This window comes from Cedecea neteri, from assembly GCF_000758325.1.
Classification (GTDB): Bacteria; Pseudomonadota; Gammaproteobacteria; order Enterobacterales; family Enterobacteriaceae; genus Cedecea; species Cedecea neteri_B.
The window spans coordinates 1,379,204-1,394,297 of record NZ_CP009459.1 but is presented as its reverse complement, the minus strand read 5'-3'; the positions used below and the strand labels follow the sequence as shown (position 1 = coordinate 1,394,297).

Sequence of the window (15,094 nt, the reverse complement as noted above, 5' to 3'; positions counted from 1 at the left end):
GCGAACCCGTCTCCTTCAGGCAAAAAAGAGACGGGTCAGGCATGTGAAACTGGCGGGCGCTAAGCACCCGCGCAGTGGGTTAACTTACCACCAGGCTTCCATCTGAATACCGAAGGTGACTTCGCTGTCGTTGCCGCGGCTGAAAGTACGGGCGCTGGTATCGGCGAAAGCAATGCCGGATGGGGTGTTCGCAACGTAGTTAGCATCGCCGGCGTCACTGGAAGAGTAACCCCACTTCTCATCCCACTTGGCGTAGGTCGCGAAGACGCGGATAGCCGGACGAGACCAGATACTGTTGCCCGCCTGCCACTGTTGCGCCAGGGTGATTTTGTACTGATTGTTGCTCTTGTCGGTCAGCTGAGACTTCACGTTGTCGTAGCCAACTTCCATCAAGGTGCTCATGATTGGCGTCCATTTGTACATAGGACGAACGCCCACGGTCCACCATTTGGTGCCGTTGTTATCATCGCGGTTGATATCCTGGTACATACCCACATACATCAGGCCCCAGGTATCGTTGAAGTCGATAGCCCCGTGGTCAATCACGCGCAGCATTTTGCCATCGTTGTTTCTGGAAGTATCCGGACGACCGGTACCGTTGGTCTGCGCCATGGCGTTAGTGCCGTACTGCACAACAAATTTGTTCAGGCTGGTGCCGAGGAAGGTCTGGGTATGTTCCACGGTTCCCAACCAACCATTTTTAGTCGCATCCTGCTCAACAAAATCGTAGTGCTTGGTGGTGTTTGCACGACCGTAGTCAAAACCAACTTCCAGAGAGCCGCCAGGGTTCACTTGCATCTGGCCTAAACGAATATCAAAGATATCGTTCGCCAGGTCTTTATTTTTGGTAGAACCGTTGATAAAGGCCTCTGAACCACCGGCTTCACCATTACGGGTTGCTGCAAGAGAGAGTTTACCGAAGCCCAGATCGATATCTTCGATACCGCCGCCAGGGCCTGAGATATCCCAGTAGTAGAAGTCGATCATGTGTACGTCATGACGCTTGTAGTAACGCTTACCTGCCCAAATGTTCGCGCCCGGCAGCGCGTCGATCAGGTTTTTACCCACGACATTCATCTGGCGTACACGCGGGCCACCGTCGGTGTCTTCAACGTCGTTCAGCTGGCTGGTGGCATAGCCAATCATGGTGTCAACGTAGAAGCTTTTTTCACCTTCTTGCCAAACTTGCTGACCTAACTCAACTTCAGCATAAGTTTCACATTCGTTACCCAGACGGTATTTAGAACCGGCACCTGTCGCTTTAAAACACTGCTGCTCGCCGCCGCTACCGGTCCAGCCAATACCAGAACGTGCATAGCCCTTGAAATCAACGGCGCCAGCCTGTGCAGACACGATGCCTGCAATGACGGCGACCGCCAGTGGGAGTTTGCGCAGAGTAATCATCATTCTATCTCCTGAGATCATTGCTTTTATTTTTTATGGGAATGCTTAAACGCCGGGCTCTTGATGCAACCGACGACATGCGGTGCCATCTTCTCGGAACAGATGGCAGCGCTCTGGCGGCAGGCCAATAGCGAATGTGGCACCCTCTTTTACCAACACCACGTCGTTCTGGCGGTAGACCAGGTTTTGACGAATGGCGGGGATTTGGATGTGAATCTGAGTCTCATGTCCCAACTGCTCAACGACCTGCACTTCCCCTTCAAGGGTGACGTCAGCAATGTCGCTCGGCAGCAGGTGTTCCGGGCGAATGCCAAGTGACATATTGGCCCCCACCTGAACGTTGCGGCTTTCCACCGGCAGCCAGACATGCTGACGGTTAGGCAATTCCACCTGCACCTGGTCAATGGCCGTCGCGGTCACTTTTACCGGCAGGAAGTTCATTTTTGGCGACCCGATGAATCCCGCTACAAAGCGGTCAGCCGGGTAGTGATACAGCTCGAGCGGCTTCCCAACCTGCGCGACGCGGCCAGCATCCAGCACGACGATTTTGTCGGCCAGGGTCATCGCCTCAATCTGGTCATGGGTGACGTAAATCATCGTGCGGCCCAGACGCTTGTGCAGACGGGATATCTCGATACGCATCTGCACGCGCAGCGCCGCATCAAGATTTGAAAGCGGCTCATCCAGCAGGAAGACTCGAGGCTCCGCGACCAGCGTTCGACCAATCGCCACACGCTGGCGTTGCCCACCGGACAGCGCCTTCGGGCGGCGGTCCAGCAGATGCGCGAGCTGCAGGGTTTCAGAAACCTGATTCACCCGCTGGTTGATATCGTCTTTTTTTGCCCCGGCAAGCTTCAGGCCGAAGGACATGTTTTCCGCGACAGACAGGTGGGGATAGAGGGCGTAAGACTGAAACACCATCCCCACGCCACGCTCGGCGGGAGGGATATCGTTCATGCGCTTTTCACCAATCAGCAGTTCACCGCTGGTGATAGTTTCAAGCCCCGCGATCATTCTCAGCAGCGTTGATTTACCGCAGCCTGATGGCCCGACAAAAACCACGAATTCTCCTTCATTGATGTCGAGATTGATGTCTTTCGACACCACCACGTCACCCCAGGCTTTTGTTACGTTCCGTAGCTGCACGCTCGCCATTACCACTCCCTCATTACTGCCGCCTGCCGTCGGACAGGTGCTTCAAGATGTGTCCGACTATGAGGGAAAGCGACATTTGGTAAATCCTCCACCCTAACGCTTTTTTATGGGGGAGGAGGCGGGAGGATGAGGCAGGGGCATCTGCAACCGGTTGCAGGTGGCACAAGGGATTTTCGTGATCGTGGTTTCAATTTTCACTGCGTTTTTATGTGCGCCAGGACACATAACGGCCAGTTATGCAAAGCAGATCACAGATAACCACTCAGGGGCGTAGAGCAAAGGAGGATGAGAAGCGCTTGCCATCTCCGCAGACTTAGCAACGTTAATCTGCACTACCCTATAAAGCGCACACCACCACTCAAAGGATGGGAACATGAAAATTAAAACCGGCGCCCGTATCCTCGCTCTGTCAGCCCTGACGACGATGATGCTTTCCGCCTCTGCACTGGCAAAAATCGAAGAAGGCAAACTGGTCATCTGGATTAACGGCGATAAAGGCTACAACGGCCTGGCCGAAGTCGGTAAGAAGTTTGAGAAAGATACCGGTATTAAAGTCACCATTGAACATCCTGATAAACTTGAAGAAAAATTCCCTCAGGTGGCGGCAACCGGCGATGGCCCGGATATTATCTTCTGGGCTCATGACCGCTTTGGAGGCTATGCGCAATCCGGCCTGCTGGCCGAAATCACCCCAGACAAAGCCTTCCAGGACAAGCTCTATCCGTTCACCTGGGACGCTGTTCGCTACAACGGCAAATTCATTGCCTACCCCATTGCGGTAGAAGCGCTGTCGCTGATTTATAACAAAGACCTGGTTCCAAACCCGCCGAAAACCTGGGAGGAGATCCCCGCCCTGGATAAAGAGCTGAAGGCGAAAGGTAAGAGCGCGCTGATGTTCAACCTGCAGGAACCGTACTTCACCTGGCCGCTGATTGCGGCAGACGGCGGCTATGCCTTCAAGTTCGAAAACGGCAAATATGATGTGAAAGATGTGGGCGTAGACAGCGCAGGTGCAAAAGCGGGTCTCAGCTTCCTGGTTGATATGATCAAGAACAAGCAGATGAACGCCGACACCGACTACTCAATCGCCGAAGCCGCGTTCAATAAGGGCGAAACGGCGATGACGATTAACGGGCCCTGGGCCTGGTCTAACATCGACAAGAGCAAAATCAACTACGGCGTGACGCTGCTGCCTACCTTTAAAGGCAAGCCGTCTAAACCATTCGTGGGCGTCCTGAGCGCCGGTATCAACGCCGCCAGCCCGAATAAAGAACTGGCGAAAGAGTTCCTTGAGAACTACCTGTTGACCGACCAGGGTCTGGCGGATGTGAATAAGGACAAACCGCTCGGTGCCGTGGCGCTGAAATCGTTCCAGGAGCAGTTGGCGAAAGATCCACGTATTGCCGCCACCATGAATAACGCCCAGAAGGGCGAGATTATGCCGAATATTCCTCAGATGTCTGCTTTCTGGTATGCCGTGCGCACGGCAGTTATCAACGCCGTTAGCGGCCGCCAGACCGTTGATGCTGCGCTGAAAGATGCTCAGGGACGTATCACTAAGTAAACCTTGCCCCTCACCCCGGCCCTCTCCCCATAGGGGAGAGGGGGAATTCAGATTGAGTCCGGCCCTTTCTGTCCCCTCTCCCCCTTGGGGAGAGGGTTAGGGTGAGGGGAAATAACACGCTGTAGAGGAACACCCCATGGATGCAGTTAAAAAGAGCCGCTGGTGGCAAAGCGAGGGACTGAAATGGTCAGTCATCGGGGCATTAGGCCTGCTGGTTGGCTATCTTGTGGTTTTAATGTACGCCCAGGGGGAGTACCTGTTCGCCATAATGACGCTGATTTTAAGCTCACTTGGCCTCTATATTTTTGCTAACCGCAAGGCCTACGCCTGGCGCTACGTTTATCCCGGTATGGCCGGCATGGGGCTGTTTGTCCTCTTCCCGCTGATCTGCACTATCGCTATCGCTTTTACCAACTACAGCAGCACCAACCAGCTGACGTTTGAACGCGCGCAGCAGGTGCTGATGGACCGCCAGTATCAGGCAGGCAAAACGTTCAACTTTGGCCTTTATCCAGACGGCAATGAATGGACGTTAGCGCTCACCGACGGGGAAAGCGGGAAAAACTATGTCTCGGACAAGTTTATCTTTGGTGGCGCACAAAAAATCCAGCTGAAAGAAGCCGATGCGTTGCCAACAGGCGAGCGCGGTAACCTGCGCGTGATCACCCAAAACCGCCAGGCGCTGAGCCAGATAACCGCTGTGTTGCCGGATGAAAGCAAGGTGGTGATGAGCTCCCTACGCCAGTTCTCTGGCACCCGCCCGCTCTACACTCTGGCGGCAAACGGCGAGCTGACCAATAACCAGACCAGCGTAAAATACGCTCCAAACGACCATATTGGTTTTTACGAGTCAGTAAACGCCGACGGCAGCTGGGCCGGAGAACAGCTAAGCCCGGGCTATACCGTCACCATCGGCTGGAAAAATTTCCTGCGCGTTTTCCACGATGACGGGATCCAAAAACCGTTTCTGGCTATCTTCGTCTGGACGGTGATTTTCTCGGTGCTGACGGTGATTCTTACCGTCGCGGTGGGGATGGTGCTGGCCTGCGTGGTCCAGTGGGAAGCGCTCAAAGGCAAGGCGGTTTATCGCCTACTGTTGATTCTACCCTACGCCGTACCTTCGTTTATTTCCATTTTGATTTTCAAAGGCTTATTCAACCAAAGCTTCGGCGAAATCAATATGATGCTGAGCGCGATCTTCGGCATTAAGCCAGCCTGGTTCAGTGATCCAACCACCGCTCGCTCGATGATCATCATCGTCAATACCTGGCTGGGTTACCCCTACATGATGATTCTGTGCATGGGGCTGCTGAAAGCGATTCCTGACGACCTTTACGAAGCGTCGGCAATGGACGGCGCGAGCCCGTTACAGAACTTCTTTAAAATTACGCTGCCACTGCTGATTAAGCCTCTCACGCCGCTGATGATTGCCAGCTTTGCCTTTAACTTTAACAACTTCGTTCTGATTCAGCTGCTGACCAACGGCGGCCCGGACAGACTCGGGACGACCACGCCAGCCGGTTATACCGACCTGCTGGTTAGCTACACCTACCGCATCGCCTTTGAAGGCGGCGGCGGTCAGGACTTTGGCCTGGCTGCAGCTATCGCAACGCTTATCTTCCTGCTGGTGGGCGCCCTTGCGATTGTGAACCTGAAAGCCACCCGCATGAAGTTCGATTAAGGAGACCGATGATGGCCATGGTGCAACCCAAATCTCAAAAGCTGCGTCTGTTTCTCACGCACTTGCTGCTGCTACTGTTTATCGCGGCAATCATGTTCCCGCTGCTGATGGTCATCGCCATCTCGCTGCGTCCGGGTAACTTTGCCACCGGGAGCCTGATCCCGGACCAGGTTTCATGGGAGCACTGGAAGCTGGCGCTGGGCTTTAGCGTTGAACACGCGGATGGTCGCGTCACGCCGCCGCCGTTCCCGGTGCTGCTCTGGCTGTGGAACTCGATAAAAATTGCCGGGATCACGGCGATAGGTATCGTCACCCTTTCCACCACCTGCGCCTACGCTTTTGCCCGTATGCGTTTCCCCGGCAAAGCCACGCTGCTGAAAGGGATGCTTATTTTCCAGATGTTCCCGGCGGTGCTGTCTCTGGTGGCGCTGTATGCCCTGTTTGACCGCTTAGGCCAGTACATTCCGTTTATTGGTCTGAACACGCATGGCGGGGTGATCTTTGCTTATTTAGGTGGGATAGCGCTGCACGTCTGGACGATTAAGGGCTACTTCGAAACGATTGATGGCTCGCTGGAAGAGGCCGCCGCGCTGGATGGCGCGACGCCGTGGCAGGCATTCCGTCTGGTGCTGCTGCCGCTGTCGGTGCCGATTCTGGCGGTGGTCTTTATTCTGTCGTTTATTGCCGCAATTACCGAGGTACCGGTGGCTTCGCTGCTGCTGCGCGATGTGGACAGCTACACGCTGGCCGTGGGGATGCAGCAATACCTCAATCCGCAAAACTACCTGTGGGGCGATTTTGCCGCTGCGGCGGTGCTCTCCGCGATACCGATTACCGTTGTGTTCCTGCTGGCCCAGCGCTGGCTGGTGAGCGGCCTGACCGCTGGCGGGGTGAAAGGTTAACGTTTATCCCTGAAAGTCATTTGCTTCATCTTTATGTCATACCACTGCAACCCTCACTTTGACCTTAGCACTTTATTCAGGCGGCCCCTGGGCCGCCCTTTTTTTATTCCCGTTTCAGGCGCTGGCTGTTGCAAAGCCAAAGCGTAATCACCAGCACCAGAATCGCGGCCGAGTAAATCAGCACGTCCAGCGGCGATTTATGGTCGATGATAATCAGGCGCACAATCGCGGTGATGCCGATATACACGAAGTAGCGCAGCGGAAAGTGATAGCCCGACTGGAAATACTTCACAATCAGCGCGATAAATTCGAAATAAAGGAAATAAACCACCAGCCCTTCGATAAACAGGTACGAGCTGGCGTCATCCCCCGGCGTGAACAACACGGTGGCGAGATGAACGGTTTCTTTGCCCAGGAAGATAATCAGGATCAGCCCCAGGGCTAATAAACCCAGATTGAGCACCGTCTGCATGACGGTAGAAATCCAGGCAAAACGCGGTGTCGCAGGCATAACGGCCTCTCATTTTTATTGTGGTCTTGAGAGGCTGTTATACGTCTAAAATGTGATCTGGATCTAGTTTATTTACTTACCTTCATTAGCGGAAATTTTCGCTGCGGTCGCTGGTCACGCCGTACAAGTCAAACTTACGGCCCAGCATCTGCCCGCCGTCACGCGTCAGCGGCGTCCAGGTTACCTGTGCACGGCTGCGGGTCGGGTAAGCAGAGAAGATATCCAGCGGCACATTGATGTAGAAACCTTTGGTGAAGTCCCCCTCGCCGTACTCTTTCTTCGACACGTTGGTGATGGTGGCGTAGGTGCCCACCACGATCCCGCTGTCAAAGTGTTTGGAGATCTCCAGCGTGCCGCCTTTATCCTGCGCCAGATACTGGCCGATGCTGAGCTTAACCAGCACATCCTGAGCAAACGGCGGTGTCCAGTAGCCGGTGATATGCCCGGTCTTCGCGCTGTAGTCGGTGAATTTCATCATGTCCTGCGAACTGCGCCAGTCACGCTGTTTGACGTAGTTGCCGTTGACGCCGATAGCCCAGTTGCTGTCCACCGGACGGTAAAGCAGCTCCGCCCCCGCGCCGCCATACATAGTTTCCAGGTAGCCCGCGTAAACCTGGCCGTAGATCCCATGCCCGAAGTACTGGAAGTAGTTAGCTTGCAGGTTGTTGATGTAAATATCGTTTTCTACATATTCGCGAACATGGGTACGCACGCGCGGCAGCGTAGAATCCGTTGGCGGGTTGGTGTAGTTAAATTTGTCGTAGTTATTGGCGACGTTAGCAAACAGGCTGCCGCTTGTTAACAGGTGGTCCGTCAGCCAGTAATCAACGTTCCCCATCACCCCGACCTGGTACATGTAGAAGCTTTCCGGGCCACCGATAGACTGGTTGAGAATCGGATCAACCGAATAATTAAAGCGAGACTTCTCGATGTAATATCCCTGTTCGGTGCTGTCTGGCACCACCGGCTCAACGCGTTTTTGTACCAGCGTTGTTTCCTGCCCCAGCGGTTCACCCTCCAGGTGACGGCGCAGGCTGGCGACGTCCGTTTCAGTGGTGACCTGCGGCATATTAATCCGGCTTTCGGTAATGCGGATGGTGCGAATATTATCCGGCAGATCATTCATCACGATGCGGTTGGCGCGTTCGATGCCTTCGCGGGAATTGCGGTATTTCACCTGCTCGCCCGTGACGTAGAGCGTGTCCCCTTTGACCTGAATGTTCGGGTTGATCAGCCCGGCGTTGTATTTCAGGTCTGTCAGCTGGTTGGCCACCACGTTGTGCTGCAGAATTTCGTCCTGCGGATGCGGCTGGTACTCAGGACGACGGGAATCATTGTACCCCGGCTTGAGATCGTTGAAGTTGGTGCGGAGCGTCACGCCAAACATAAAGGTGTTGCCGCGCTCGTAGCTCATGTTCACGTCGGCCCAGTCGGTCACCCGGTAGATTGCGCCGACGTTAACGCTGCTGCGCTGGTCTATTTTCCCTGCAAATTCATGGCTGTAGTTGTTGCCTTCATACTCAACTTTTAGCCTGAGTGGCTGCCACGGCGTCTGGTATTCTACGCCGCCAAACAGCGACGTCGGGCCGTGAAACATGCCGCTAAAGTTGAAGGAGCCCGCCATTTGGTAGCTGTTATCCCGGTGGCAGTACTTGTTGCTGTATTCGCAGAGCGGGTTTTTGATGTTGCCGCTGGTGCCTAAATACCCCCAGCCCATGCCAAGGCTGAAGTCGAACGGCCCCCAGGCTTTGCTGGCCACCACATATTCACCGTCAAACAGCCCGGTGCCGCCCAGGTCACGAATACCGGCGGAGACCTGAGGCAGCCAGTAGCCCTCTTCCCACAGGCGGAATTTCACGTCAAACGCTTTGTCTTTATAGGTCTGATCACCCGAGAAAGCCTTCACGCTACTGTAGTGACGTGTTCGCACATCGGTGTAACGGAGCGTGGCTTCCATCCAGGGGAAAAGCTGCATGGAGGCGGAGTAGAAGCGATACTGGTCGTTGTCGCGGTAGTTGAGGTTAAATTCGCCCTCAGGCGCCATGCGCGCCGTCGGCGTTTGCAGCAGACCCGCACCGCCAAAGTCTGCCTGCGAAGGGCCAACGGGTGCCGGATACGTTTCGGCGCGACAGGCGGAAGTCACCGCCAGCGCAATCAGGCTATACAGGTAACGTTTTTTCATTAATCCGGTATCCGATGGGTCAGGGTATTAAGAATCTGCTGGTTCAGCTCATCAAAGGTGGAGCTAAAAAGGCGGTTGGAGAATCCCACAAAGATGATGCTGCCTGGCGACGGTTCTCTATGGCGTTTATTCCAGTACGCGACCGGCGCTTTTTCGATTTTGCCGTCCGGGTAAATCACCCAGGCATAGCTCCTTTCGGCCCCGCTCAGCAGGCTGACGTCGTCCAGATAGTCATCCACGCTGCGTCCGGGGGTAAAAGGCTTCACGCCGGGCGAACTGACTAATCCCACGAGGGTGATGGTTGTTGGCTGCGGCCCGGCCCAAAGGCTATATTCCCCCTGAAGCGGCACGTTTGATTGTGGGCGAAGGCGAACCCAGTCGGGGTCCAGATTGACAAACTGCCGCCCGGTCACCTGCATGGCGCTGAGCTGCTGACGCAGTCCGTTGATGGCGGCACCGTCATCTCCGCCTTCGTCTGCGGCCACCGCTGCAAGGCGGGCCAGAAGCTGCTGGTGCTTTTGCTCTTCTGCAGCGCTTGCCTGCCGGGTACTCATCACCGCTGCAGGCCACCAGGTGCGGCTTAATACAGGGTTAGTCACTACATCTGCCAGCCGGGCGGCATCTTTAATCACCAGCGGCGGCGTTTGCGGTTGGGCATAAACCGTCACGGTACTTTCTGCGTGGGTAAAGGCGCTGGCAAAAAGCAGAGTCATAAACATAAAGGGGAGTTTTTTCATTGTTTTGCCGCCTTCACCAGAAGCGTGGTAATAGGCCAGTAATCAGGGCCAAGATACTGTTTTGATTTGCGGATTTGGCCTTCATCGTCCACCCAATAGCGGTTCGTCCAGCTTTTCCCCAGTGCGGTCACCTCTTCTTCCAGCACGCGCACTTTGGTCACGCTACTGCCGAGCTTCACCGTGTTGGTGCCATCAAATTCAAAGGTGGACGTTGCGGTGGCGTAGCGAACCTGCTGGCGTTCAGTCCAGGCCATCTGCCGGGTCCAGCTCGCACCATCCTTAATCTGTTTCACGTTCGCCAGCGGGTCACTGGCCAGGTTGGTCACTTCCGTCAGGTTGTCGCCCAGCCCGGAGGTTTTCACAATGCGGCCGTTTTGCGTGACGATGACCGACCTGTCCTGCGTCACCCACTTTTGCTGGCCGTCTTCGTTATAAGCGAGCACCACAAACAGCTGCGGGCCGTTGTTGATGCTCATGTACTGGCTCGCGTAGCGCATCTCGGCAATTTCATCGTCGGTAAGCTGCACGCCCCCACCTCCGGCAATACTGTTCCAAAGCGAGGTGCCAAGCCCTCTGGTGGTCGCTGAGCACGCCTGGAGTAACAGACAGACAAAGAGTATTGCGAGTCGCTGCACGGTGATTCCCCGATTTAAAATAACCACACCGAAGTGTGGTTATGGTTAAAAACACCCAAACGTTAACGGGTGGTGGTGCTGGTCGTTGTGGTTGTGGTGGTCCCGGTGTTAGAACCGTCGCCGCCACCGGTGGCGGCTAGTGCCACACCCACCGCAGACCCAACAGTGCTGGCGCTGGTTGCAGCAGAACTGCCTGCAGACACAGACGTCGCCTGCGCGCCGGCCGCATCACCCACAGCTACAGGGTCAGCATTCGCCGCGCCGGCGGCAGCCAGCGTAAATATGGCTAAAGCGCCATAAAGGGTTTTTCTCATTACAATTTCCCTTCATTGAATGAATGGAGATTTACCTGAAAAGGTCTCAGGCGCGATCGAGTATACACAACACAATGTGATGAATTAGCCTGCGGGAAATAAGGGGTTAATTTTAAGAAAAAGAGTAAAAATCAAGACTTGAATTATATTCTTATAAATACAATTTAAATAAAAACAATAGATTATGAATGAATCAAAGAGGATTTAATTCAATATAATCTTAAATTAAAGACCTGAGAAAGTGGCGGGAAAATCATTTTTCAGATTAACCTCAGGGTGGCAATATCGAGAATTATGACGGCAAGGGGATAACTCTTATAAAAAATATGCCAGCACGAGGCTGGCATATTTTCATCATCACGCGGGTTAATTAATCACGCCATGCTTTATAGCGGTTAATCAGGCCGTTGGTTGAGCTGTCGTGGCTGGCGATTTGTTTGTCGTCGCCCAGCTCTGGCAGGATACGGTTAGCCAACTGTTTGCCCAGCTCCACGCCCCACTGGTCGAAGGTGAAGATGTTCAGGATTGCGCCCTGGGTGAAGATTTTGTGCTCGTAGAGAGCAATCAGCGCGCCCAGGCTGAACGGGGTGATTTCGCGCAGCAGGATGGAGTTAGTTGGGCGGTTGCCTTCGAACACTTTGAACGGCACAACGTGGTCCAGCGTGGCCGGATCTTTACCCTGGTCACGGTATTCCTGCTCAACCACTTCACGGGATTTCCCGAACGCCAGCGCTTCGGTCTGTGCGAAGAAGTTAGACAGCAGTTTTGGATGGTGATCGGACAGTGGGTTATGGCTGATGGCCGGCGCGATGAAGTCGCACGGCACCATTTTGGTCCCCTGGTGAATCAGCTGATAGAACGCGTGCTGCCCATTGGTGCCCGGCTCGCCCCAGATAATTGGACCAGTCTGGTAGTCCACGGCATTGCCGTTGCGGTCAACGTACTTACCGTTGGACTCCATGTTGCCCTGCTGGAAGTAGGCTGCAAAACGGTGCATGTACTGGTCGTAAGGCAGAATCGCTTCAGTTTCAGCGCCGAAGAAATTGTTGTACCAGATGCCGATCAGCGCCAGCAGAACCGGCAGGTTTTGCTCGGCAGGCGTGGTGGAGAAGTGTTTGTCCATCGCGTGCGCGCCGGACAGCAGCTCAACAAAGTTGTCGAAGCCCACGGACAGAATGATGGACAGGCCAATGGCGGACCACAGAGAGTAACGGCCGCCAACCCAGTCCCAGAATTCGAACATGTTTGCGGTGTCGATACCAAATTCACCAACGGCTTTACCGTTAGTGGACAGCGCAGCGAAGTGTTTTGCCACGTGTTTTTCATCGCCAGCGGCGCGCAGGAACCAGTCACGCGCGCTGTGGGCGTTGGTCATCGTTTCCTGAGTGGTGAAGGTTTTAGAGGCCACCAGGAACAGCGTGGTTTCCGGGTTAACTTTCTTCAGCACTTCGGCAATGTGGGTACCGTCAACGTTGGACACAAAGTGCATGTTGAGGTGGTTTTTGTATGGACGCAGCGCTTCGGTAACCATGAATGGGCCGAGGTCAGAGCCGCCGATACCGATGTTAACCACGTCGGTGATGGCTTTGCCGGTGTAGCCTTTCCAGTTGCCGCTGATGATGCTTTCAGAGAAGGCTTTCATCTTCTCAAGCACGGCGTTCACTTCCGGCATCACGTCTTTGCCATCGACCACGATAGGCGTGTTGCTGCGGTTACGCAGCGCAACGTGCAGCACGGCGCGATCTTCGGTGCGGTTGATTTTCTCGCCGGCGAACATGGATTTGATCGCGCTCTGCAGATCGGTCTCTTTCGCCAGCGCCTGCAGTTTTTCGAGGGTTTCGGTGGTGATGCGGTTTTTGGAGAAGTCCACCAGCATCAGGTCATCGAAGGTCGCGGAGAACTTGCTGAAGCGGTCGTTATCTTTCGCGAACAGGTCGGAAAGCGTAACGTCTTTCATCTCATCGTAATGTTTCTGGAGTGCCTGCCAGGCAGAGGTCTGCTTCGGGTTGATGTTTTTCATAGCAATACTCTTCTGATTTGAGAATTGTGACTTCGGTCGATTGTAGCGCCTGCAGGCAAAAATTGTGATTGATTTTATGCCATTAACCGAGGGTTTCCCGTAACCCCCTAAAAAGCGGCAAAAATACCCTCTTATAAGTTAAATTCCTGATTAACGATTTAACATGAAAAATCCGCATAACCCCGCAGTTGACATGCCTTCGCCGAAGCTTTATTTATTAGGCGCTACCTGCGCGTGCGCAGGCCAGAAGAGGCGCGTTGCCCAGAAAATCGTATCCGAGGAACCAGTAACAAGGACGATACGTGAGGGGGAGCAACGCCGAGATGATGAAGCGGCTGGTCACGCTTATTGTCGGCTGCAGGGGCTGAATCCTCTGGGTTGTCACCAGAAACGTTCGCAGTCGAGCGTTTCATATCCGGTTCAAAAGGCCGGATAGACAAGGTGGAGCACTTCTGGGTGATATCGTAGTTCTCCTGCTCTGCGCCCACCCGTTTACCGCTCTTCCCTTGTGCCAAGGCTGAATACTTTTTTGCCAGTTGAATGGCCCCTGACACGAGGTAGTTATGTCTCAAACCGTAGTCGCCAAATTTGGTGGGACCAGCGTCGCCGATTTCGACGCGATGAACCGCAGCGCCGATGTGGTGCTGGCCGATAGCCACGTCCGCGTGGTGGTGCTTTCCGCCTCCGCTGGCGTGACTAACCTGCTGGTTGCTCTGGCTGAAGGCCTCGAAGCGACCGAACGTTTCGTCAAGCTCGATGCCATCCGCAAAATCCAGTACAACATCGTTGAGCGTCTGGCAAATCCGGACGTTATCCGCGAAGAGATCGATCGCCTGCTTGAAAATATCACGACCCTTGCAGAAGCAGCCTCTCTGGCAACCTCCACCGCGCTGACCGATGAGCTGGTCAGCCACGGCGAGCTGATGTCCACCCTGCTGTTCGTGGAAATCCTGCGCGAACGTCAGGTAGAAGCGCAGTGGTTCGATATTCGTAAAGTCATGCGCACCAACGACCGCTTTGGCCGTGCCGAGCCAGATATCACCGCGCTGGCGGAACTGGCAAGCCAGCAGATGCTGCCGCGCCTCGCGGAATCCCTGGTGATCACTCAGGGCTTTATCGGCAGCGAAGAAAAAGGCAGAACGACTACGCTTGGCCGCGGCGGCAGCGACTATACCGCTGCACTGCTCGGCGAAGCGCTGAATGCCGCTCGCGTGGATATCTGGACCGACGTGCCGGGCATCTACACCACTGACCCGCGCATGGTGCCTGCGGCAAAACGCATTGACCGCATCGCCTTTGAAGAAGCCGCTGAAATGGCTACCTTTGGTGCGAAAGTGCTGCATCCGGCCACGCTGTTGCCTGCCGTGCGCTGTGACATTCCGGTATTTGTCGGCTCCAGCAAAGATCCAGCGGCTGGCGGAACGTTGGTATGCAAAAAAACGGAAAACCCACCGCTTTTCCGCGCCCTTGCGGTACGTCGCAAGCAAACGCTGCTGACGCTGCACAGTCTGCATATGCTCCATTCCCGCGGTTTCCTGGCGGAAGTGTTTAGCATTCTGGCTCGCCATAATATTTCCGTGGATCTGATCACCACCTCCGAAGTTAGCGTGGCGTTGACCATGGACACCACCGGCTCTACCTCCACCGGCGACAGCCTGCTGACCACCGCGCTGCTCACCGAGCTTTCATCTCTGTGCCGTGTGGAAGTCGAAGAGAACCTGGCGCTGGTGGCTATCATCGGCAATAAGCTGTCCCAGGCCTGTGGCGTTGGCAAAGAAGTGTTCGGCGTGCTCGATCCGTTCAACATCCGCATGATTTGCTACGGCGCTTCCAGCTACAACCTGTGCTTCCTGGTGCCCGGCGACGATGCAGAGCAGGTGGTACAGAAGCTACACCGCAACCTGTTTGAATAAGCGTTCAATCCATGCCATGAATACAGAAAGCCGGGCTCGCACCCGGCTTTTTTTATAACCATAAAACAACACAAAC

General features: G+C 54.7%; 12 protein-coding genes and 1 riboswitch. Of the genes, 4 read left to right on the top strand and 8 right to left on the bottom strand.

Annotated features, from left to right (window positions below; genetic code table 11):
• Window positions 1-84: 84 nt before the first annotated feature.
• The gene (locus LH86_RS06530) at window positions 85-1,407 is read right to left on the bottom strand and encodes a maltoporin (RefSeq protein WP_039299459.1); all 1,323 of its coding nucleotides are present in this window, start codon (window positions 1,405-1,407) and stop codon (window positions 85-87) included.
• A 42-nt stretch (window positions 1,408-1,449) separates the two neighbouring features.
• Entirely contained in the window at window positions 1,450-2,559 is a 1,110-nt protein-coding gene (gene malK, locus LH86_RS06525) for a maltose/maltodextrin ABC transporter ATP-binding protein MalK (RefSeq protein ID WP_039289316.1), read from the bottom strand.
• 373 nt (window positions 2,560-2,932) lie between these two features.
• Between malK and malE the strand changes: the two genes are divergently transcribed.
• From malE to malG, 3 genes are all read left to right on the top strand, one after another.
• Window positions 2,933-4,123 carry a maltose/maltodextrin ABC transporter substrate-binding protein MalE gene (malE, locus tag LH86_RS06520; protein WP_039299456.1) on the top strand — a complete coding sequence of 397 codons (1,191 nt, stop codon included), beginning with the start codon at window positions 2,933-2,935 and terminating at the stop codon, window positions 4,121-4,123.
• Window positions 4,124-4,259: 136 nt separating this feature from the next.
• The gene (malF, locus tag LH86_RS06515; RefSeq protein WP_039299454.1) at window positions 4,260-5,804 is read left to right on the top strand and encodes a maltose ABC transporter permease MalF; all 1,545 of its coding nucleotides are present in this window, start codon (window positions 4,260-4,262) and stop codon (window positions 5,802-5,804) included.
• 11 nt (window positions 5,805-5,815) lie between these two features.
• Window positions 5,816-6,706 (top strand): maltose ABC transporter permease MalG, encoded by an 891-nt coding sequence (malG, locus tag LH86_RS06510; RefSeq protein ID WP_039299451.1) that lies wholly within the window; start codon window positions 5,816-5,818, stop codon window positions 6,704-6,706.
• A 103-nt stretch (window positions 6,707-6,809) separates the two neighbouring features.
• Here malG and psiE read toward each other — a convergent pair whose 3' ends face one another.
• From psiE to pgi, 6 genes are all read right to left on the bottom strand, one after another.
• Entirely contained in the window at window positions 6,810-7,217 is a 408-nt protein-coding gene (gene psiE / locus LH86_RS06505; RefSeq protein WP_039299448.1) for a phosphate-starvation-inducible protein PsiE, read from the bottom strand.
• Between the two features lie 85 nt (window positions 7,218-7,302).
• Window positions 7,303-9,399 carry a YjbH domain-containing protein gene (locus tag LH86_RS06500; RefSeq protein WP_039299445.1) on the bottom strand — a complete coding sequence of 699 codons (2,097 nt, stop codon included), beginning with the start codon at window positions 9,397-9,399 and terminating at the stop codon, window positions 7,303-7,305.
• On the bottom strand, window positions 9,399-10,136 hold the full coding sequence (locus LH86_RS06495) for a capsule biosynthesis GfcC family protein (protein ID WP_039299443.1): 738 nt from the start codon (window positions 10,134-10,136) through the stop codon (window positions 9,399-9,401). Before LH86_RS06495 ends, LH86_RS06500 begins: the two co-directional genes overlap by 1 nt.
• Window positions 10,133-10,771, bottom strand: a complete 639-nt coding sequence (locus LH86_RS06490; protein ID WP_039299440.1) for a YjbF family lipoprotein — start codon at window positions 10,769-10,771, stop codon at window positions 10,133-10,135. Before LH86_RS06490 ends, LH86_RS06495 begins: the two co-directional genes overlap by 4 nt.
• Window positions 10,772-10,833: 62 nt before the next feature.
• Window positions 10,834-11,085 (bottom strand): exopolysaccharide production protein YjbE, encoded by a 252-nt coding sequence (yjbE, locus tag LH86_RS06485; protein ID WP_008455862.1) that lies wholly within the window; start codon window positions 11,083-11,085, stop codon window positions 10,834-10,836.
• 370 nt (window positions 11,086-11,455) lie between these two features.
• A complete protein-coding gene (gene pgi, locus LH86_RS06480) occupies window positions 11,456-13,105 on the bottom strand; it encodes a glucose-6-phosphate isomerase (protein WP_039299435.1) in 1,650 nt (549 codons plus the stop codon).
• Window positions 13,106-13,344: 239 nt separating this feature from the next.
• Window positions 13,345-13,565: riboswitch (Lysine riboswitch) on the top strand.
• A 103-nt stretch (window positions 13,566-13,668) separates the two neighbouring features.
• Here pgi and lysC point away from each other — a divergent pair.
• Window positions 13,669-15,018, top strand: a complete 1,350-nt coding sequence (gene lysC, locus LH86_RS06475; protein ID WP_039299433.1) for a lysine-sensitive aspartokinase 3 — start codon at window positions 13,669-13,671, stop codon at window positions 15,016-15,018.
• The last annotated feature ends 76 nt before the right edge of the window (window positions 15,019-15,094 follow it).

What these genes read in the sequence shown, in the direction of transcription:
- malG (WP_039299451.1), top strand. Translation starts at nt 5,816, where the DNA reads ATGGCCATGGTGCAACCCAAATCTCAAAAGCTGCGTCTGTTTCTCACG.
- pgi (WP_039299435.1), bottom strand. Translation starts at nt 13,105, where the DNA reads ATGAAAAACATCAACCCGAAGCAGACCTCTGCCTGGCAGGCACTCCAG.
- LH86_RS06530 (WP_039299459.1), bottom strand. Translation starts at nt 1,407, where the DNA reads ATGATGATTACTCTGCGCAAACTCCCACTGGCGGTCGCCGTCATTGCA.
- LH86_RS06495 (WP_039299443.1), bottom strand. Translation starts at nt 10,136, where the DNA reads ATGAAAAAACTCCCCTTTATGTTTATGACTCTGCTTTTTGCCAGCGCC.
- psiE (WP_039299448.1), bottom strand. Translation starts at nt 7,217, where the DNA reads ATGCCTGCGACACCGCGTTTTGCCTGGATTTCTACCGTCATGCAGACG.
- LH86_RS06500 (WP_039299445.1), bottom strand. Translation starts at nt 9,399, where the DNA reads ATGAAAAAACGTTACCTGTATAGCCTGATTGCGCTGGCGGTGACTTCC.
- malF (WP_039299454.1), top strand. Translation starts at nt 4,260, where the DNA reads ATGGATGCAGTTAAAAAGAGCCGCTGGTGGCAAAGCGAGGGACTGAAA.
- lysC (WP_039299433.1), top strand. Translation starts at nt 13,669, where the DNA reads ATGTCTCAAACCGTAGTCGCCAAATTTGGTGGGACCAGCGTCGCCGAT.
- malK (WP_039289316.1), bottom strand. Translation starts at nt 2,559, where the DNA reads ATGGCGAGCGTGCAGCTACGGAACGTAACAAAAGCCTGGGGTGACGTG.
- yjbE (WP_008455862.1), bottom strand. Translation starts at nt 11,085, where the DNA reads ATGAGAAAAACCCTTTATGGCGCTTTAGCCATATTTACGCTGGCTGCC.
- malE (WP_039299456.1), top strand. Translation starts at nt 2,933, where the DNA reads ATGAAAATTAAAACCGGCGCCCGTATCCTCGCTCTGTCAGCCCTGACG.